An 18538-nucleotide genomic window follows, 5' to 3' on the forward strand; every position below is an offset into this window, starting at 1 on the left:
GGCAACCCGTGCATCCTTCACGCCAGACCTCCGGCGCGCAGACGACCGAGAGTTTCCCCGGCGGTCAGATCGACACACAGGGGGGTAACAGCGATCTGGCCATTCTGGATGGCCGCAATATCGGTCCCCTCATCGGCGCGCTCCCGCGACCGCTGCGGCCCGATCCAGAAATAGGACCGTCCACGCGGATCAAAGCGCTGATCAAGGTCATCACCGATCTTGCGGGAGCCCTGACGGACCGCCACGACCCCTTTGACCGCATCGGCAGCCACGCAGGGGAAGTTGACGTTCATCAGTTCGCTTTCCGGCCACCCCAGTGCGGTCAGGGTGCGGATAACGCCCGGGGCATGGGCCTCCGCCGTTTCCCATGGCACCGAGGTATCATCAGAATAGACCTGCGACAGTGCGATGGACGGAATCCCCAGCAGGGTCCCTTCCATAGCCGCCGCAACGGTGCCGGAATAGGTGACGTCCTCACCCAGATTGGCACCCCGGTTAACCCCGGACAGCACCAGACCGGGCCGGTGATCCTTCAGCAGATGGTTCACGGCCAGCAGGACACAGTCAGTCGGGGTACCGGAAACCGCATAGACGCGGTCCCGCACCTGCCGCATGCGCAGCGGATGATGCAGCGTCAGGCTGTGCCCGGCGCCGCTCTGCTCATGCTCGGGCACCACCACCCAGACATCGTCTGACAGGCTTTCGGCAATGCGGATCAGCACCTCCAGCCCCGGCCCGTGCAGGCCATCATCGTTGGAGACAAGAACGCGGGTGTTTTTCAGGTCGGTGATCGGCTCAAACATCGGTGCGGATCACTTCCAGCCCACCCATGTAGGGGCGCAGGGCATCCGGCACGACAATGGAGCCGTCAGCCTGCTGATAGTTTTCCAGCACGGCGACAAGGCAGCGGCCAACCGCCACGCCCGACCCGTTCAGGGTATGGACAAAGCGGGTGGCCTTTTCGCCTTCCGGCCGATACCGGGCCTTCATGCGGCGGGCCTGAAAATCACCGGTGTTGGAGCACGACGAGATTTCGCGGTAGCGGTCCTGCCCCGGCAGCCACACTTCCAGATCATAGGTGCGGCGGGCGGAGAAGCCCATGTCGCCCGAGCACAGAGCCAGAACGCGGTAGGGCAGATTCAGGCGCTTCAGCACTTCCTCGGCGCAGGCGGTCATGCGCTGATGCTCAGCTTCCGACTGCTCCGGCGTGCAGACCGAGACCATTTCGACCTTCTCGAACTGGTGCTGGCGGATCATGCCACGGGTATCTTTCCCCGCAGCTCCGGCCTCAGAGCGGAAGCACAGGGTATGGGCCGTCATGCGCAGCGGCAGCTTGGCCGGGTCAACGATGCTGTCTGCCACCGTGTTGGTCAGGGTGACTTCTGCCGTCGAAATCAGCCAATGATTTCCGGTGGTTTTGAACAGGTCTTCAGAAAACTTCGGAAGCTGTCCGGTCCCGACCAGCGGGCCGTCGAGCACCAGCACCGGGGTATTCATCTCGGTGTAGCCGTGTTCGCCGGTGTGCAGATCCAGCATAAACTGAGCCAGCGCACGGCTGAGGCGGGCCAGCGCCCCCTTCAGGATCACAAAGCGGGCCCCGGAAAGCTTGGCCGCCCCTTCAAAATCCATCAGCCCCAGACCGGTGCCGAGGTCGAAATGCTCCTTCGGGGTAAAATCGAAGCTCTTCGGCTCCCCCCAGCGGCGGATTTCCTGATTGTCGTTTTCATCCGCCCCGTCCGGAACCTGATCGTCCGGCAGGTTCGGGATGCCCAGCATCAGCGTTTCAAGGTCGGCGACAAGGGTCCGCTCGTCCTCTTCCAAAGCCGCCATGCGATCTTTAATCGCCGCCACTTCATCCATCAGCGGCTGGGCATCGCCACCGGACTTTTTCACCGCGCCGATCTGACGGGACGCATCGTTGCGGCGGGCCTGCAGGCCCTGCAGCTCGGTCGTCACCGCACGCTGCTTCTCATCCAGAGCCACAATGGACGCGGCCAGCGGCTCCTTGCCACGACGGGCCAGACCGGCATCCAGAAGGTCCGGGTTCTCACGAACCCATTTCAGATCAAGCATGGTTATCCTCGATACGCACGAAAGAATGCAAAGGGGCGGTCTAAAGGGACTGTCTTTGGGCAGGGTTCCCGGTGGGATCCCAAAAACTCAAGCCCCCGCGATCTTTATACGCGAGGGCCCGGTCATTCAGCGATTAAAATCTGTTTCCTCGACCCCAAGTTCCGGATCGGGTTTCTGCGCCGGTGCCGGCAGGGCGGCGGCGGCAGTGTTCTCAGTCCCCAGGGCGGTGGTTTCCGCATCCTCCGCCGCGCGGGCCTGTTCAGCAGCTTCGGCGGCGGCTTCTTCAGCCTGAGCCGCTTCTTCAGCCTTGCGGCGATTGCGTTCAATCAGACGGGCCGACCAGATCGAGGCCTCATACAGGGCCATCAGCGGCACGGCCAGACCGATCTGACTGATCACGTCCGGCGGGGTCAGCACCCCGGCAACGATGAAAACGCCAACAATCGCATAGCGCCGCTTTGCCGCCAGCCCGGCGCTGGTCACCACACCGACACGGGCCAGCAGGGTCAGCAGTACGGGCAGCTGGAAGCAGATGCCGAACGCAAAGATCAGCTTCATCACCAGACCAAGATATTCCCCGACCTTCGCTTCCAGCTCAATCGGCAGAACAGTCTGTTCCGCATTGGTCTGAAACCCGAGGAGAAACCGCCAGGCCATTGGAATAACAAAATAATAGACCAGCGTCGCCCCCATGGTAAACAGGATCGGCGACACGATCAGATACGGCATCAGGGCCCGGCGCTCATGCCGGTACAGACCCGGGGCGATAAACGCCCAGATCTGGGAGGCAATAATCGGAAAGGTGATCACCCCGGCCCCGAACATTGCCACGGTCAGATAGGTGAAAAAGGCTTCGGTCAGCGCGGTGTAGATCATGCGCTGCGATCCGCCGATCTCATGCATGATGTCGGCCAGCGGCTGGATCAGAAAGCCATAGATGTGGGTCGAGACGGCGTAGCAGAGGAAAAAGGCCAGAACGAAGGCAAGGGCCGAATACAAAAGCCTGCGGCGCAGCTCCACAATGTGGTCCATCAGCGGCATTTTGTTGTCTTCGGGGTTGTCCTGATAACTCACGTTTGACCCTGCCTCAGAAAGAAACATCGTGATGAAATGGCCCGGTCTGCGGGCCGGGCGTTACGACTGCGGAGGAGTGCCACCGGGACGGACCGGGGGCAGGCCGCCCTCCGCCGGAGCAGCGGCTGGGGTCGGGGCAGACGCGGCCGGTGTCGCCGGCGGCGTTGCCGCAGGCCGGACGACCGGCGGCAGGGGCGCGGCAGGGGCGGCGCCGGGAGACGGAGGCATGCCGCCCAGGCTGTTCTGCACGGTCCCTTCCGGGTCAAGCAGATTGCGGGCCTGCGCCTGCAGGGTAGACGGAGAAATAATCCGGGCCTGATCGCGCAGCTCCTGCAGCTCGGTCTCCCGCATCAGATCATCCATCTGTTTATGGACTTCAGACGACAGGGAGCGGACCTTGCGCAGCACCTTCCCGACCATACGCATGGCCTGAGGCAATTCTTTCGGCCCCAGAGCCACCAAGGTGACAATCCCGATCAGAAGGATCTCTGACCAGCCCAGATCAAACATGTGCCATAACCCCGAAAACGACGGTCCGGCCCAATGGGCCGGGCACTGACGGCAGCCTTACCCCTGCATTATCACGCAGTACGGGCGATCCGGCAACCGGACCGCCCATTCTTTGATGCCTGCCCGGCGTCAGGCGGACGGGGTCTTGTCTTTGCTGTCAACCTTGGCGGCATCGGCGGCGGACTCAACCCGCGGCTGGGCCGGGACATCAGCCTTGGCGGCGTCGGCTTTGCCTTCGTCTTCGTTCAGGCCACTTTTGAAGGCTTTGATACCCTTGGCGAAATCGCCCATCAGGCGCGGGATCTTGCCGCCACCGAACAGGACCAGAACAATCACCAGAATAACAAGCCAGTGCCAAATGCTGAAAGTACCCATGACTTCAGAAAACTCCGCGCAACTGTGGTCGGCAAAGGGGGGTGGGGGCGGATCATCGCAGAAAGCCGACGATGCCGCAACGTAACAAACTCAGCCGCAGGATTACAAATCCGCGTCAGCAGCGAAGATGAAAATCTGCGACCGGTCAGGGACCACGGCCAGCGGCTCCCCCGGTGGGGGCAGAAACAGACCCGGCATCCGTGAATGGAGATGGAGCGCCGCCCCCCCGGCGTCAATGCGCAGATGCACCAGACTGCTGCGGCCAAGCATCCGGCTTTCCACCACGGTCGCCGCCACGGCGGGATCGTCACCGTCCTGCACGGCCTCCAGCCGCAGGGCCTCGGGGCGGATCAGCACCTCCACCGGGCCATCGGCGGTCCCTGCCGGGGCCTCATAGGTCCCCAGCGGGGTTTCGACCCGCCCGGCGACGGCCCGGGCGGGCAGGCTGTTCACCTCGCCGAAGAACCGGGCCGCGAAAGCCGTGCGCGGACGGCAGTACAGCTCCACCGGGTTACCGATCTGCTCGACATGACCATCCCGCATCAGGGCGATGGTGTCGGCCATAAACATTGCCTCTTCCGGGTCATGGGTGACCATCAGGGTCGATACGCCGCTGTCTTTCAGAAGATGCAGGGTCTGATCCCGGACCTGATCGCGCAGGCGCTTATCCAGACCCGAGAACGGTTCATCCAGCAGCATCAGGCGCGGGCGCGGGGCCAGCGCGCGGGCCAGCCCGACCCGCTGCTGTTGCCCGCCGGACAGCGTATGCGGGTAGACACCGGCATAACTTTCCATCCCCACCCGCCTCAGGGCGGCAACCGCCGTCTCCACCCCTTCCGCCTTCGGCAGATGCGCCATGCCGAAGCGCACGTTTTCCAGCACCGTCAGGTGCGGAAACAAAGCGTAATCCTGAAACAGAAACCCGATACCGCGCTGTTCCGGGGCGATAAAGGTGTCGCGCCCCGCGACCACCCGGTCCCCGACCCAGACCGTTCCCGCCGAGGGCTCTTCCAGACCGGCGGCAATCCGCAGGGTCGTGGTCTTGCCGCAGCCGCTGGGGCCGAGCAGGCACAGCAGCTCACCATCGGCAATACTGAGGCTAAGGTCATGGACCACCTGACGGGAACCGTAAGAATGACGGACCCCTTCCATCGTCAATCCGGCCTGCCGGTGGCTGGGGGTCTCTCTCAGGCGGGTCGGGCGTACCGGGTCAACGTGCATCCTGTCTCAGCCTCTTTCAGACATATCCCGGGGCATCTGACGCCCCGGTGTTGCAAATCATTCGCTCTTTCATCCCACATCCCGCCGGACAAAGGCAAATGGCAATCGCCTTCCGGGCTCCCCGAGGGGGGCTCAGATATCCGGCAGGTCGAGTTGATCGGGGTCAGGACCCTCCTCGCCATCCATATCAACCAGCGGCCCTTCGTCACGGGCCCGCGCCCCATAGGCTGCGATTGACGGGCGCTGATCCAGCAACCCGGCGGCCCGCAGATCCTCCAGCCCCGGCAGATCCCGCAACGAATTCAGGCCGAAATGGTCCAGAAAAGCATCGCTGGTGCCCCATGTCAGCGGGCGCCCCGGGGTGGCCCGGCGGCCACGCGGGCGGATCCACCCTGCCTCCAGCAGAATATCAAGCGTCCCTTTCGAAACCGCGACGCCCCGGATATCCTCGATTTCCGCCCGCGTCACCGGCTGGTGATAGGCGATGATCGCCAGTGTTTCCAGCGCGGCGCGGGACAGCTTGCGGGTTTCCTGCTGCTCGACGACCATATGGGGGGCCAGATCTTCGGCGGTGCGGAAGGCCCACGACCCGCCGGTTTTGCGCAGGGTAATACCCCGCCCCTGATACTGCCGCTGCAATGCCAGCAACAAAGCGGGAACATCCGCATCCGGCAGGCGGTTCTTCAGATCTTTCTCCGCCTGCGCTTCCGGCGAGGAAAACAGGATCGCCTCCAGAAGGCGCAGATGGAAAAAATCTTTTTCAGTCAAGGTCATCGCCGCATCTGCAAATGTATCACTCATGTTTCAGGCGCCTCAGAAAAAGGCTGTCCATCACCACGGGCACGGATCAGCAGCGGGGAATAGGCCCCCCCGTCCTGCCGGACCTCCAGCCGCCCCTGTTTGGCCAACTCCAGCGAAGCGATGAAATGGGCACAGACCGCCGAGCGCCGCATCAGCGGGTCGGTTAATGTATCCGGCAGATAGCGGCGCAGATCGGACCAGTCCGGCAAAGACCCGATGTTGAGCAGCTTTTCCAGACGGCTGAGAGCTTCATCGACGGAAAACAGGGTCAGCGGCTCGATATGCAGGGCCGACGCCCCTTCCCGGCGCTTATGATCAGCATAGGCCTTGAGCAGATCATACAGCGTCACATCCCATACCGAGGTGGTGGACAGCCTGACCCCTTCCGCCCCACCACGGGCAAAGACATCGCGCCCCCGCAGCGGGCGCGATGTCAGGGCCTGAGCCGCCCCCTGCATCGCCTCCAGCCGCTGAAGCTGGAACTGCAGGGCCGCCGCCATTTCTTCTGCCGATGGTTCCGGCCCGCCCGGTTCCGGCGGCAACAGAAGCCGAGATTTGAGATAGGCCAGCCATGCCGCCATCACCAGATAATCGGCGGCAAGCTCCAGATGCTCTTTCCGGGCTTCGGCGACAAAGATCAGATATTGCTCCGCCAGATGCAGGATCGAGATCTTCGCCAGATCCACCTTCTGGTCCCGCGCCAGCTGAAGCAGCACATCAATCGGGCCGTCATAGCCGTTGAGATTAACCACCAGCGCCTGAACAGGGTCCCGGGCGTCTGCTCCGGCGTCGGAAAAAGGCTCAACCGCCTCTGTCATCACCGCAACCCGGCAAGGGACAGCAGGCCGCCGCTCAGGGCCTGAACCGGCGGGCCGATCAGCCACGACAGAACGTTCAGGTTAACCCCCAGCTGTGACCCGATCAGGGGCAGCAGCATCACAACCCCGATCAGCAGGGCCATTCCAAAGCGCTCAAGCCGGGCCAACGGTGCGGCAAGGGCCTGCGGCAGAATACCGACCGCCACCCTGCCCCCATCCAGCGGCGGCAGAGGAATCATGTTAAAAACAGCCAGCAGGCAGTTGAACTGTAAGGCATTTACAAAGTTAAGCCCCAGCCAGCGCGTGATGTCACGGCTGAACAGATCAGCATTCAGCACCCCGGCCAGAGCAAAAGCCGCAGCGGCTGCCATCAGCAGATTGCTGGCCGGGCCTGCTGCCGCCACCAGCACCATGTCGCGCCGGGGTGAGCCGAGCCGCCGAAAATCCACCGGCACCGGCTTCGCCCAGCCGAACAGGAACGGCGACTTAAACAGCAGCAGCAGGCCGGGCAAAATCACCGTCCCCATACGATCCACATGCCGCAGCGGATTCAGTGACAGACGCCCCAGCATCCGGGCGGTGGGGTCGCCGCACAGGGCCGCGACATAGCCATGGGCCACTTCATGCAGAGTTACCGCCAGCAGAACCGGCAACACCCAGGTGGAAGCAGTGTACAGCCATTCGGCGCTGAAAATGTCAGGTATCACGGCGCGTCGGGCTCCCGGTCGAATAAAGGTGTGGCCCCTCAATATAACGCCCCCCGGGCAGGATGCCAGAGGGGCGTTCGTATCGCGAAACAACCTTGGGGGCGGAAGCGGTCAGGCCGCCACCAGCGGCAGCCCCAGACCACGGGCGATCTCGCGCCGGGCCTCCTGCGGATCCAGATCCGGTGCGGCGGCGGGCAACAGAGCCTGCGCCGCCTGCCACTGTGCCCAGCAGGCCGGGGTCATCGCCTGCATCCCATCGGCGACGGCGGTCATTTCCGCCATATCACCGTTACAATGCAGCACCAGATCGCACCCGGCATCCAGCGCGATCCGGGCCCGGCTGGTGAAATCGCCCTTCAGCGCCTTCATGGACAGGTCATCGGTCATCAGAATGCCAGTGAAGCCCAGTTCTTCCCGTATGATATCGCGGATCACCGTTGCCGACTGGGTCGCCGGAACATCCCCGTCGATGCTGGGAAAGACGATGTGGGCGGTCATCCCGAACACCGCATCCTTGAGATCACGGAACGGCAGGAAGTCGCTGCGGCGCAGATCGGCCAGCGGGGTATCGACCACCGGCAGGGTATGATGGGAATCCACATGGCTGCGGCCATGCCCCGGCAGATGCTTGATCACCGGCAGGATCTGCCCTTCAAGGCAGGCATCGTAGGCCACGCGGCCCAGAGCCGACACGCAGGCCGGATCGGTCGAGAAGGCCCGGTTGCCGATGACGTCGTGGGCCCCTTCCACCGGCACATCCAGCACCGGCGTGCAGTTGACCGAAATCCCGGCATCGCGCAGGTCTGCGGCCAGCAACAGCGTGTTCAGCCGCAGCAGACGCGCGGCTTCCTGCGGGTCGCGCCGCCACAGGTCCCCGAAAGGCCGCATTGACGGATACTCTTCCCACACCGGGGGCCGCATCCGGCGGACCCGCCCGCCTTCCTGATCAATCAGGATCGGGGCATCGGCCCGGCCAACGCTCTCGCGCAGGTCACCGGTCAGGGTACGCAGCTGCTCCGGCGTTTCAACGTTGCGGGCGAACAGGATGAAACCAAACGGATTTGCCGTGCGGAAAAACTGCTTTTCCTCCGCACTCAGGCGCGGCCCGGCGCATCCATAGATGACAGCCTGCGGCAGATGGTTACTTCCCGACAAAGAGGCACCCCACTTTCTGCTTGGCGAGTTCAGTACACAGGGTCCGGGCCGACTCTTCTGTCGGCAGGCCGGTGGCCCGCAGCCGGTAAAACACGCCCTTTTCTCCCAGATCCGCCTTCTCAATTCCCATAGAGTAAGGGCCGAGAAGATCAGGGTATTTAGCCTTCAGGCCATCCCACTGCTTCCGCACCGACACTTCATCCCGCAGGGCGGCCAGCTGCACCGAGAACGATCCGGTCGCAGCGGTCCGGGCGGCAGGCACCGCCGGTGCCGGAGGGGTGATCGGGGCAGCCTGAGGCTGGACCGATGCTGTCGCCGGGCCGGTCACTGCGGGGCCAAGGACAGCCGGGCCACGCGGTGCAGTCTCAACCGCCGCAGGCTGCGGCGTGTTGAAAGACGGTGCCGGGCCGGATGAAACCGGGGCCGGGGGCGATGCCACCATCGGCGGTGCCCCGACCTGCCCGACGGACACAGCGCCACCGGTGGATGCCGGAGCCGCCGCGACCTGTGGCTGAGGCGGCACCACAGGCGGGGACGAAGCCGTCTCCATCGCCTGCGGACCGGCCGGGATTACCGCCTGCGTCGGGCGCTGCGGTTCCGTCACCTCCGGCGCGCGCGGCGCGGTCGGCTCCGGCAACAGCTTTTCGACGCCGGGTTGCTGGGCCTCATCCGGACTGATCCGCTCGTACACTATCTTGTCCTGATTGGCGACCTGCATTCCGCCGGGATCAGCCGGGCGCACCTTGAACGGTGACGGGTCGGCCATGATCGTCGGGGCCCCGAGTTTGCCGTCGGCCCCGTTGCGGTTGCTCATCAGGGTCCATCCGGCAACCCCGACCAGCAGAACCCCGGCGGCAACCGCCGCCCACAGCATGGTTTTGCTGCGGCGCTGCGGATTTTCCGGCAGGCCGGTGATCGGGAACGGCGATGCCATACGCGGCGCGCGCGGCTGAATGGATTTCAGACGCAGGCCGCTCAGCATCCCGCCTTTGGCCTCTTCAGGCTCGGCAACCGGCTCGCGGCGCGGCGGCGGGTCCCGCCGCGGGGGCAGGTCTTCAAAGCTCCGTTCCCGCGGGGGAGTGTCACGCATCTGGGGGTCGCGTATCTGGGGCTCCCTCAGCGAGGAGGCGCGGGCCGGATCACGGGCCAGATCACGGGCCAGATCACGGGGTTGATCCCGGCGCGGGGCTTCAGCGAAGAAGCCCTCTCCGTCAGGGTCAATGGCATAGCGGTCAAGCTCCGGCGAACGTCCGGCAGGCTGCGGGGCAGCCGGGGCCGGGGTCATCCACGGATCCTGATCCTGCGTGTCATAGCCATCATCATAGCCGCTGCCATAGCCCTGCGGGGCCGGGGAAAACACCGGCTCCGGCGGCATGTCGGCCTGCCCACGGCGGGGCTGAGGCTCAGGGGGAACCATCATCGGCTCCCGCCGCAGGCCGGGTTCTGCCGGTGCGGTCCGACCGGGAAAGGCGGAGGGAGCCGGAGTATCCCATTCCGGATCATTCCAGCTGGCAGGCGCCGCCGCCCCCTGCTGGGCACCGATATGAAACGGATCATGCGGATCAACGGCAGAGACCGGCCCCATCCCGCCACCGGCGGCAGCGCCGGATACAGGGGCGCGCGGCGGACGCGGCGGTGCGGCATAGGCTGCCTGCGGTGACGGGCCCTGCTGGGGGAACGACCGGGCATCCCGTCCGAAGGGATCGGGATACTCGTCACCACTGTCGAAGCCGGTGGATCCGAACCCGCTGGCAAATCCGGGCTCAGCCCCATACGGGTTCGGCGGCACTGCCGGACCACGGGGTGCAGCACCCCGTGCCGATGCGGGCACCGGATCGGCGTAAGGGTCCGGCTGAAGGGGCTGAGGGGCGCCGTAGCCGCCCTCATCCCACCCCGGCTGCGGATCATTACGGCCGGGGAACAGATCAAACAGGCCAGGTTCCTGCCGGCCCGGACGGGCCGGGGCCCGCCCGAAGGCAGGCTCCCGCCCCGATCCCTGCTGCTGGGTCGGGCGTGTCAGACGCGGCTCCCGGGGCTCGCGCATGGTTTACATCTCCTCCACCGGAACCACGCCCAGCACATCCAGACCGGAGGCGATAACGGTCGCCACCCCTTCCAGAAGGGCCAGACGGGCAAGGGACAGGGCAGGATTATCAGCAATCAGGAAGCGCAGGTCGGCATTTTCCCGGCCCTTGTTCCACAGGGCATGGAAGGCCCCGGCCACTTCCGTCAGGGCAAAGGCGATACGGTGCGGCTCATGCACTTCTGCCGCCGCTTCGACCAGACGCGGCCAGCAGGCGATCAGCTTGACCAGCGCCTGTTCATCGCTGTCTGCCAGCAGCGACAGATCCGCCCCGGCCAGTGCCGCCGCCGACAGGTCGGTGCCCGGCATCGCCGCGACGAAATGACGCTTGACCGACTGAATGCGGGCATAGGCGTACTGAACGTAGAAAACCGGATTGTCCTTGCTCTGCTCGGTGACCTTGGCGTAGTCGAATTCCAGCGCCATGTCGTTCTTGCGGCTGAGCATGATGAAGCGCACCACGTCCTTCCCGACCCGCTCCACCACCTCGCGCAGGGTGACAAAAGTTCCGGCACGCTTCGACATCTTCACCGGCTCGCCGTTCTCCAGCAGCTTAACCAGCTGGCACAGCTTGACATCCAGTTCCGCCTGATGGTCGGACAGGGCCCGCACCGCCGCCTGCATGCGCTTGACGTAGCCGCCGTGATCGGCCCCCAGCACATCAATCATCTGCGTAAAGCCACGGCGGTACTTGTCACCGTGATAGGCAATATCAGAGGCGAAATAGGTCCAGCTGCCATCGCTCTTCATCAGCGGGCGGTCAACGTCATCGCCGAAATCAGTGGCTTTGAACAGGGTCTGCGGGCGCGGCTCCCAGTCATCGGGGGTCTTGCCCTTCGGTGGCTCCAGCACGCCGACGTACAGCAGGCCCTTGCTGTCGAGCAGCTCTTTGGCACGGACAACTTCACCCGACTGCACCATACCGAGTTCGGAAGTGAAGACGTCGTGACGAACCCCAAGAAGATCAAGGTCTTCGCGGATCATCTTCATCATCTCGGCAATGCCGAATTCCCGCAGGGCGGGGATCCATTCCTCTTCCGGGGCATTGACCCAGCGCTCACCGTCACGGGCCTTCAGCACCTCTGCGGTTTCGACCAGATATTCGCCGCCGTACTGAATTTCCTTGGCGGCAAGCTGGCGGTCAAACTCATCCTGCGTGATTGCCCCGCAGGCCACCAGATAACGCGCGCGCAGGGCGCGGGCCAGCACATCCACCTGTGCCCCGGCGTCGTTGATGTAATATTCCTTGGCCACATCAAACCCGGCCTTGGCCAGCAGGTTGGCCAGCGCGTCACCGACGCAGGCACCCCGGGCATGGCCGACGTGCATCGGGCCGGTCGGGTTGGCCGAAACGTACTCGACGTTGACCTTCACGCCCTGCCCGATATCAGAATCCCCGAACCCGGTGCCGGAGCGCAGGGCATGGCGCAGCACATCGGCCCACAGGCCAAAGGCAACCCGCAGATTGATAAAGCCCGGCCCGGCAATCTCAACCGCCGTCACCCCGTCAACGGCCTTCAGGCCTGCGGCGATATGATCGGCCAGATCCCGGGGCTTCATCCCCGCCGCTTTCGCCAGCACCATCGCCGCGTTGGTCGAGATATCGCCATGGCTGGGGTCGCGCGGCGGCTCAACCGTGACAGCAGCGGTCTTCAGCCCGGCAGGCAGCGTGCCGGAGGCGACCAGACCGTCGATGACGGCGAGAACATGGGAATGAAAGAGAGTGAAGAGATTCATGGCTTTACCGAGGGGTCAAAGAGGCGGCGATGCTCATCAAGAGCGAAACGGTCAGTCATTCCGGCAATGTAATCCGCCACCCGGCGGGCGGTGCGTGGGTGGTTAACCCCTTCGCAGCCCCGCTGCCAGTCCGGCGGCAACAGTCTTGGTTCTTGCAGGAAAAGAGTAAATAAATCGCGCACAACGCGGCGGGCTTTGCTGGTCATGCGGTTAACACGGTAGTGACGGTACATGTTGGGAAACAGGAACCCTTTGAAAGCCCTGTCATTTTCCACCATTTCCGCCGAAAACGAAACCACAGGCCGATTATTGCGGCGTACATCGTCAACCGTCTTCGGACGGTCTTCTGACAGGCGCTGGCGGGTTTCGGCCAGCAGATCATACACCATGGCGGTGATCAGCCGACGGACGGTTTCATAGACCAGCCGAGTCCGCTCCAGCTCCGGGTGCTGACGGCGCAGATCCTGCAGGATCGGCCCGACCAGCGGCACGTCATAAAGGGCGGCTTCCTCGAACAGACCGGCCCGCAGGCCGTCGTCAATGTCATGGGCGTTATAGGCGATATCATCCGCCAGCGCGGCCACCTGTGCTTCCGGCCCGGCGAAGGTATCTAGCTCCAGATCGTGCAGGACGGCATATTCGGTGATGGCCAGCGGCAGGGGGGACAGCTCTTTCCCCCGTTCCGCCGCAATCGCCTGTGCCAGCGGCCCGGTCAGGGGGCCATTGTGCTTGACCACCCCTTCCAGCGTTTCCCACGTCAGGTTCAGGCCATCAAAGCCGACATAACGCCGTTCCAGTTTGGTCAGAATCCGTAACGACTGGGCGTTATGGTCAAACCCCTGAAACTCGGCATCCATGCAGGCTTTCAGCGCATCTTCCCCGGCGTGCCCAAAGGGCGTGTGCCCGAGATCGTGGGCGAGGGCCAGAGCCTCGGCCAGATCTTCGTTCAGGGACAGAGACCGGGCGACAGAGCGGGCAATCTGCGCCACTTCCAGACTGTGCGTCAGCCGGGTCCGGTAGTTTTCGCCTTCATGGTAGACAAAAACCTGCGTCTTGTACTGCAGCCGCCGGAACGCCCCGCAATGGATAATGCGGTCGCGGTCACGCTGATAAGCGTCGCGTTCCGCATTGCCATCCTCGGCATACAGCCGGCCACGGGTGTGGCGCGGATCTGACGCATAAGGGGCCAGCAGGGGGGGCGTGTGGGTCGTCATGAAGCGCACACTACCCCCAAGCCCCCCGCTGAAGCAACCCTGCCCATGCGGCGCGGCCTTGCCAGCCTGCGGAAAGAGCCCTAAGTTTGGAATAAATCCATTGTCTTTTTATCGGGTATTCTGCCATGGCTTCTGCCCTGTCCCCCCAAGACCTTGATCTGTCGGAATCTGCCGCCCGGCGGATCAGCCAGCTGATCACCCAGGAAAACAACACAGCCCTGATGCTGCGGGTTGAGGTTTCCGGCGGCGGGTGCTCCGGCTTCAAATACGGGTTTGATCTGGATACAGAGACCCGTGACGATGATCTGGTGCTGGACCGTCACGGTGTAAAGGTCGTGATCGATGAAGGTTCCCTTGACCTTCTGCGCGGATCCGTCATTGATTTCAGCGAGGATCTGATGGCGGCGGCATTCGTCATCCGCAATCCCAACGCCACCTCCACCTGCGGGTGCGGCACGTCCTTCGCCGTCTGACCCGCCCCTCCCTGCGGACTGCTTTATGATCACCATCGCCACCTGGAACGTTAATTCGGTCAAGGCCCGCCTTGAAAACGTGCTTGACTGGATCAGTTCCGCCACGCCCGATGTTCTTCTGCTGCAGGAACTGAAATGCATGGACGAGGCCTTTCCCTTCGCCGCGCTTGAGGCGGCGGGGTATTCCTGCCATGTACACGGGCAGAAGGCCTATAACGGGGTGGCGCTGCTGTCGCGCCTGCCGGTCAGCGACGTAATGCGCGGCCTGCCGGGTGACGAAGCCGACGTGCAGGCGCGGTATATCGAGGCAACCATTGACGGGAAGATCCGGGTGGCCAGCCTGTATCTGCCAAACGGGAACCCGGTCGATACCGAAAAGTACCCCTACAAACTGGCATGGATGGACCGGCTGTATGACCGGGCCAAAACCCTGCTGGGCTACGGAATGCCGGTTGTGCTGGGCGGGGACTATAACATCTGCCCGACCGATGACGATGTTTATGATCCCGCAGGCTGGGCCAGTGATGCCCTGTGCCGCCCGGAAAGCCGGGCCCGGTTCCGCGCCCTGCTCCACCTTGGCTATACCGAAGCATTCCGGGCGGTCAACAAAGAGCCGAACCGTTATTCCTTCTGGGACTATCAGGCCGGAGCCTGGCCAAAAGACAATGGCCTGCGGATTGATCACTTTCTGCTGTCCCCGACGGCGGCAGACCGCCTTGAAAGCTGCAGGATCGACCGTGCGCCGCGCGGGAAGGAAAAAGCCTCTGACCACACCCCGGTGCTGTGTCAGCTGAACATCGCCTGAGGCAGCGCCCCCCGTACAACTCAGGAATGCGTCTCCGGCGACAAACCTTGTGACCGGAATCACTGAAGGACAGAAAACAGGGAGTATAGTCAGACATTCCCTGTTCTTCAGACCGGCACGCTTGAGCGCCGGTGGAGGTCGCGATGCACTCCTCCCCGTGGGATATTCTGACAGCCTTTGCATCCGGCGACCGGGGCGATCTGCCACAGGTTGACCGGGGACAGGTCGCCGAAGCGGTCTTCTCGCTGTGCGCCAGCAATGACGTACCGTTATCCGCGACCGAAACAACCCTGGCCTTCGATATTCTGGAAGCCCTGTATCCGCAGATTGAGCGGATGGTGCGCCGGGTGCTGGCTGACCGCCTTGCGGACCGCACTGACGTGCCGGCATCCCTGATGACCCTTCTGGCACGGGATACGATCGACATAGCCCGCCCGATTCTGGTCCGCAGCCCTGCCCTTGATGACAGCACCCTGATTGCAATTGTGATGGAACGCGGGCTGGACCACCGGCAGGCGATCAGCGAGCGGAAAGTGCTGTCCCGCCCCCTGACCGATGTGCTGCTGGTGCTGGGGGATGATACGGTGGCGATGCTGATCGCATCAAACCCGCAGACAGAAATTTCGGGGAATGGCTTTCTGCGGCTGATCGAGCGCGCGGAATATTGCCCTGACCTGCAGTGGCCCCTTGCACGGCGGGCGGAACTGACGCCGACACTGGCCGCACGCCTGTCACTGTGCGCCGGTACGGCGGTACAGACCTATCTGAAGGATGTCTTCGGGGCCGACCTGCCAAAGGGACTTGATCAGGAGCTTTTTGCCGCCGCAGAAGATGCCTGCGGCCCCTTTACCCGGCGTAGCACACCCCCCGGCAGCGCTTCTGCCGTTTCCCCCGGGCCGGATGTGCCGATGAACTCCCTGCTCGACGGCTTTGTCAAAGCCTTGCGCAATGGCCAGCCGAAACGGGCGGATGACCTGATGGCAAAAGTGGCCCGCCTGCCCGCCGCTGCCGTGGCGCAGATTTTATACACGCCTGCCGGGCGGGCGCTGGCGGTCGTCTGCCGCTCCGGCGGGGCATCGCGGCAGGTGTTTGCGGAAACCTACGCCCGCCTGAACGGCATCGCACCTTATGGCACCAGCCAGCGTTCCGGCGACCTTATCGCCGCGCTGCGGGTCTTCGACCGCATCACCGCTGCCGAAGCCGACCGCATCCTTGACGGATGGCGCGCCGACCCCGGCAGTGTCTGGGAATAACCGTTTACTCAGCCGCGCGGATCGCTGCGGCTGATGTCATAGCGGTGCAGGCAGGAATCAATGGTCTGGCTGGTAATGCCGCGCCAGAAATCCAGCGCCTGCTGGCGGGCGAACGGGCCATACACTTCCAGCTTTTTCCCGGCGGCAATTTCATGGAAGTCGCTGTCGGCGTATTCTCCGCCGACGACATAGTACTGGCTGTCTTCCAGATCCTCGTCAGCCTTCACCACATAGCGCACCATGGCATTATCCACCGTGCGGCCGGTGATATCCCGCCAGAAAGAGCGGGCTTCATCCGCGGTATAGGGACCGTACTTTTCCAGGGTCTTGCCGGTGGCAATGCGGGTAAACGCGGAATCAGCGTACTCGCCGCCGATGACGTAAAATTTCTTTTCACTCATTACGGGTCATCCCTTGGCCGATGGAAGACATGCACAAACCCGCGCTCTTATACGTCTTCCGCCGCCGGAAGAAAACCCTTCGCAGACATCAGTGATGCCGCCCCTATCGCAGGTGCGGCATCCTCTGCTATCACAGAAGGATAGCGCGCCTTTCCCCTTCGCCGGAGGACCCCTGTTCATGCCCCGCTCGCCGCTGCCGATTCCGACCGACGCCGACCCGATGCGGCGGCTTCTGGCTATCATGGCCAGCCTGCGCAACCCCGATGGAGGGTGCCCGTGGGATCTGGAGCAGAGCTTCGCCACCATCGCCCCCCACACGATTGAAGAAGCCTACGAAGTTGCTGAAGCAATCGAACGCAATGACATGGAATCACTGAAAGATGAGCTGGGGGACCTGCTGCTTCAGGTCGTTTTTCATGGTCAGATCGCGCAGGATGCCGGGGCCTTCAGCTTCACTGACATCGCTGAACGCTGCGCCGACAAGCTGATCCGCCGTCATCCGCACGTGTTTGGCGAGACCGTCGTTGCAGACGCCGAGGAACAGACAAAGGCCTGGGAAGACATCAAGGCCGCCGAGCGGGCCGCCAAAGCCAAAACCGCCGACCCGAGCGTGCTTGATGACCTGACATCAACCCTGCCAGCCATGACCCGGGCCCTTAAACTGCAAAACCGCGTCGCCCGTGTCGGCTTTGACTGGACCGATGCCGCTGATATTCTGGGTAAGATCGAGGAAGAACTGGAAGAGGTGCGGGTGGAATTCACCGCCCCGGCCCCCGATCCGTCCCGGATCCGCGATGAAATCGGTGACCTTCTGTTCACGGTTGTCAATCTGGCCCGCAAGGCCGGTATCGAGCCTGAAGGGGCCCTGCGCAGCACCAACATAAAGTTTGAACGGCGCTTCCGTCGGGTGGAAGCCTTGCTGAAAGAGCGTGGCCGGACCCCTGCCCAGTCAACACTGGAAGAGATGGATGCCCTGTGGACGGTCGCCAAGGAAGAGGATCACGCCAATGGTCTCTGAACGGATAGCACGGCTTTTCCGGCATGGCCGCCGCATGGCCCGCACCCTGCTGACCGTGCTGGTGCTGGCCCCGCTGGCGGCAAGCTGCTACATGCCCGACGACTTCCTGACCGAAATCCGTATCTCAAAAACCGGCGACTATGCTTTGGTTTATAAGGGGAAACTGGTCTGGGTCCCCCTGTACAAAGACATTGTGACCGGGGCCCTGAAAGATGTTACCGAGGTAAAGGAGAAAGAAGGCGCTATTCTGCGGGATCTGCAGCGCGACGACTCCTTCAAAAAGGTACAGGCTGTCGGGCGCGGTACCTTCGATGTGTTTTACGAGCGGCTGGGCCGCTTTACCGGCACGTCGCAGGTCAGCTTTCCCCGGCGCGGAATGGAAATTCTGCGCATGGAAGTCAGGAAAAACGGGGTGCTGTATGTGGTTGCGGCCACCGGGGCCAAGCCCGGCGCCCGGGAAGAGCTTCAGGCCCTCGGCCTGACGCCCAACGGCAAGATCCGTATCATGACCGATGCCACAGTGATCAAGACCAATGCCCAGAATAAGTCAGCGGGCATCCCCGGTTATCCCGGCTGGGTGGTGTATGACTGGACTGTCAACGGGCCGAATCAGCCCGCGCCGATCGTGCATATCCAGATGTTTCCCCCCACTGCGGCAACCCCTGAAAAATGACTCTTTCAGCCTAGGCCTTTTGTCGGCAGGCCAATGACTGATACCTCTATCCTTCAGGATAAGAAAACAACATTTGTATTGGATATCCCCACCCCTATAATCGACCCTACCGAATCGGCCCGCAAGGGGAGCGGTTTATTACGGATG

At 63.3% G+C, this 18538-nt stretch carries 19 protein-coding genes; 5 read left to right on the forward strand and 14 right to left on the reverse strand.

Annotation, left to right across the window (positions count from 1 at the left end; translation table 11 throughout):
* Positions 1-17: 17 nt before the first annotated feature.
* The 13 genes from surE to G365_RS0101980 form a co-directional block, all read right to left on the reverse strand.
* A complete protein-coding gene (gene surE / locus G365_RS0101920) occupies positions 18-803 on the reverse strand; it encodes a 5'/3'-nucleotidase SurE (RefSeq protein ID WP_019643810.1) in 786 nt (261 codons plus the stop codon).
* Entirely contained in the window at positions 796-2073 is a 1278-nt protein-coding gene (gene serS, locus G365_RS0101925; protein ID WP_019643811.1) for a serine--tRNA ligase, read from the reverse strand. Before serS ends, surE begins: the two co-directional genes overlap by 8 nt.
* 126 nt (positions 2074-2199) lie before the next feature.
* Positions 2200-3147: a twin-arginine translocase subunit TatC gene (gene tatC / locus G365_RS0101930; protein ID WP_043741272.1), complete on the reverse strand. Its 948-nt coding sequence runs from the start codon at positions 3145-3147 to the stop codon at positions 2200-2202.
* A 60-nt stretch (positions 3148-3207) separates the two neighbouring features.
* Entirely contained in the window at positions 3208-3657 is a 450-nt protein-coding gene (gene tatB / locus G365_RS0101935) for a Sec-independent protein translocase protein TatB (RefSeq protein ID WP_020722888.1), read from the reverse strand.
* Between the two features lie 129 nt (positions 3658-3786).
* The gene (locus tag G365_RS0101940) at positions 3787-4032 is read right to left on the reverse strand and encodes a twin-arginine translocase TatA/TatE family subunit (protein ID WP_019643814.1); all 246 of its coding nucleotides are present in this window, start codon (positions 4030-4032) and stop codon (positions 3787-3789) included.
* Between the two features lie 102 nt (positions 4033-4134).
* Positions 4135-5253 carry an ABC transporter ATP-binding protein gene (locus G365_RS0101945; RefSeq protein WP_155976084.1) on the reverse strand — a complete coding sequence of 373 codons (1119 nt, stop codon included), beginning with the start codon at positions 5251-5253 and terminating at the stop codon, positions 4135-4137.
* Between the two features lie 132 nt (positions 5254-5385).
* Positions 5386-6054 (reverse strand): SMC-Scp complex subunit ScpB, encoded by a 669-nt coding sequence (scpB, locus tag G365_RS0101950; protein ID WP_019643816.1) that lies wholly within the window; start codon positions 6052-6054, stop codon positions 5386-5388.
* Positions 6051-6872, reverse strand: a complete 822-nt coding sequence (locus G365_RS0101955) for a segregation and condensation protein A (protein WP_019643817.1) — start codon at positions 6870-6872, stop codon at positions 6051-6053. The genes scpB and G365_RS0101955 overlap by 4 nt, the downstream gene beginning before the upstream one ends.
* Positions 6872-7579, reverse strand: coding sequence for a site-2 protease family protein (locus tag G365_RS0101960; RefSeq protein ID WP_019643818.1), 708 nt, complete (start codon positions 7577-7579; stop codon positions 6872-6874). Before G365_RS0101960 ends, G365_RS0101955 begins: the two co-directional genes overlap by 1 nt.
* 111 nt (positions 7580-7690) lie before the next feature.
* Positions 7691-8734, reverse strand: coding sequence for a beta-N-acetylhexosaminidase (nagZ, locus tag G365_RS0101965; RefSeq protein WP_019643819.1), 1044 nt, complete (start codon positions 8732-8734; stop codon positions 7691-7693).
* On the reverse strand, positions 8721-10778 hold the full coding sequence (locus tag G365_RS22575; RefSeq protein ID WP_019643820.1) for an SPOR domain-containing protein: 2058 nt from the start codon (positions 10776-10778) through the stop codon (positions 8721-8723). The genes nagZ and G365_RS22575 overlap by 14 nt, the downstream gene beginning before the upstream one ends.
* Before the next feature lie 3 nt (positions 10779-10781).
* Complete coding sequence (gene argS / locus G365_RS0101975; protein WP_019643821.1) at positions 10782-12554, reverse strand: arginine--tRNA ligase; 1773 nt, start codon at positions 12552-12554, stop codon at positions 10782-10784.
* Positions 12551-13768, reverse strand: a complete 1218-nt coding sequence (locus tag G365_RS0101980) for a deoxyguanosinetriphosphate triphosphohydrolase (protein ID WP_026345016.1) — start codon at positions 13766-13768, stop codon at positions 12551-12553. Before G365_RS0101980 ends, argS begins: the two co-directional genes overlap by 4 nt.
* 125 nt (positions 13769-13893) lie before the next feature.
* Between G365_RS0101980 and erpA the strand changes: the two genes are divergently transcribed.
* From erpA to G365_RS22580, 3 genes are all read left to right on the forward strand, one after another.
* The gene (erpA, locus tag G365_RS0101985; protein ID WP_019643823.1) at positions 13894-14241 is read left to right on the forward strand and encodes an iron-sulfur cluster insertion protein ErpA; all 348 of its coding nucleotides are present in this window, start codon (positions 13894-13896) and stop codon (positions 14239-14241) included.
* A gap of 25 nt (positions 14242-14266) precedes the next feature.
* The gene (locus tag G365_RS0101990) at positions 14267-15046 is read left to right on the forward strand and encodes an exodeoxyribonuclease III (RefSeq protein WP_019643824.1); all 780 of its coding nucleotides are present in this window, start codon (positions 14267-14269) and stop codon (positions 15044-15046) included.
* 143 nt (positions 15047-15189) lie between these two features.
* A complete protein-coding gene (locus tag G365_RS22580; RefSeq protein WP_019643825.1) occupies positions 15190-16299 on the forward strand; it encodes a DUF2336 domain-containing protein in 1110 nt (369 codons plus the stop codon).
* Between the two features lie 8 nt (positions 16300-16307).
* Here the strand turns inward: G365_RS22580 and G365_RS0102000 are convergent, their stop codons facing one another.
* Complete coding sequence (locus tag G365_RS0102000) at positions 16308-16700, reverse strand: DUF4170 domain-containing protein (RefSeq protein ID WP_019643826.1); 393 nt, start codon at positions 16698-16700, stop codon at positions 16308-16310.
* A gap of 178 nt (positions 16701-16878) precedes the next feature.
* On the opposite strand from G365_RS0102000, the gene mazG reads away from it, so the two are divergent.
* Positions 16879-17718: a nucleoside triphosphate pyrophosphohydrolase gene (mazG, locus tag G365_RS0102005; protein WP_019643827.1), complete on the forward strand. Its 840-nt coding sequence runs from the start codon at positions 16879-16881 to the stop codon at positions 17716-17718.
* Positions 17708-18391 (forward strand): hypothetical protein, encoded by a 684-nt coding sequence (locus tag G365_RS19940; RefSeq protein ID WP_019643828.1) that lies wholly within the window; start codon positions 17708-17710, stop codon positions 18389-18391. Before mazG ends, G365_RS19940 begins: the two co-directional genes overlap by 11 nt.
* Positions 18392-18538 lie beyond the last annotated feature (147 nt).

Source organism: Novispirillum itersonii subsp. itersonii ATCC 12639 (assembly GCF_000381985.1).
Taxonomy (GTDB): domain Bacteria; phylum Pseudomonadota; class Alphaproteobacteria; order Rhodospirillales; family Rhodospirillaceae; genus Novispirillum; species Novispirillum itersonii.